Annotated in this window: 1 protein-coding gene and 1 pseudogene; one reads left to right on the forward strand and one right to left on the reverse strand. The window is 67.9% G+C overall.

Annotated elements, in window-relative coordinates; all coding sequences use genetic code 11:
- Positions 1 to 197: 197 nt before the first annotated feature.
- Positions 198 to 737 carry a GNAT family N-acetyltransferase gene (locus ACIF9R_RS38355; RefSeq protein WP_399987757.1) on the forward strand — a complete coding sequence of 180 codons (540 nt, stop codon included), beginning with the start codon at positions 198 to 200 and terminating at the stop codon, positions 735 to 737.
- Between the two features lie 32 nt (positions 738 to 769).
- On the opposite strand, the pseudogene ACIF9R_RS38360 reads toward ACIF9R_RS38355, so the two are convergent.
- A pseudogene (locus ACIF9R_RS38360) lies at positions 770 to 898 on the reverse strand (helix-turn-helix domain-containing protein); the annotation flags it as partial.
- Positions 899 to 1,003: the final 105 nt, after the last annotated feature.

The following is a 1,003-nucleotide window of genomic DNA, read 5'->3' on the forward strand; positions in this document are numbered from 1 at the left end:
GGCGCTGCACGCCCTCGAACCCGTGCCCCACACCACCATCAGCCCCCGGCGAGAAATCGGACCTCCGAAACATCAGCCGGTGGATCCGGGTTCAGGGCTTCGCGGCGCCGAATCTTCAGCGGTATCTGACGCCGAAGCCGTGGCTTTGTACGTGGGTTGTGAAAGCCCGTGTGCGGGTGCCCGATAGGTTGCCCGTCATGACTGAATTAGGGTCCGTCGCCTGGCCACCTGCCCCGATCAAGACGGAGCGGCTCGTGCTCCGTGAGTCCGAGGCCCGGGACCGTGCGGCGTTCATCGAGCTGCTGGCGTCACCGGAGGTGCATACCTACCTCGGCGGCCCCCGCCCGCGGGACGAGCTTGAGCGCGAGGTGCCCGAGGTGCCTGGGCAATGGCCCGGGTGTTTCGTCGTTGATCTCGACGGGGCGATGATCGGTGAGATCCTGCTCAGGAGAGCGCCGGGGCACAGTCGCCCGGCTGCCGAAGGGAAGGTCGATCTCGGGTACCTGTTCCTGCCGCGGGCGTGGGGATTCGGGTATGCCGCCGAGGCGTGCGCGGCGGCACTCGGCTGGTTCGACGGCGTCCTTCCCGGCGAGCCGGTGGTGCTCCACACCCAGACCGCCAATGTCGGCTCGATGCGTCTCGCGGCGAAGCTGGGCTTCACCGAGGTAGAGCGGTTCCATGCCTGGGACGCCGAGCAGTGGCTCGGCCTGCGGTCCCCGGTCACGCCGTCCGCTTGAACCCGTGCTCGAAAGGGGTGGTGTGCCAGCCGTCAGTCGTCGTTCTCGACGGCGTACGGGGACTGTCGTACGAGGCGGTAGATGGTCGATGTCGCGACCTTGAGCATGGCTGCGATGCTGGGGGCGGGGTGGCCTGCGGCATGCATCTGGCGTGCGAGATCGGCTTGTTCAGGCCCCGGTGTCCTAGCTCAGACACCAGCCGCAAGGTACCGGCGGGTAGCTTTCGCGTCGTCAGACAGCCCGTTTCCCCAGTCCCGGACCCCTCG

The sequence above is a fragment of the Streptomyces sp. NPDC086080 genome, assembly GCF_044540255.1.
GTDB lineage: Bacteria > Actinomycetota > Actinomycetes > Streptomycetales > Streptomycetaceae > Streptomyces.

Bases quoted from the DNA above. Each gene is read 5' to 3' on its own strand.
- ACIF9R_RS38355 (WP_399987757.1), top strand. From the start codon at position 198: ATGACTGAATTAGGGTCCGTCGCCTGGCCACCTGCCCCGATCAAGACG.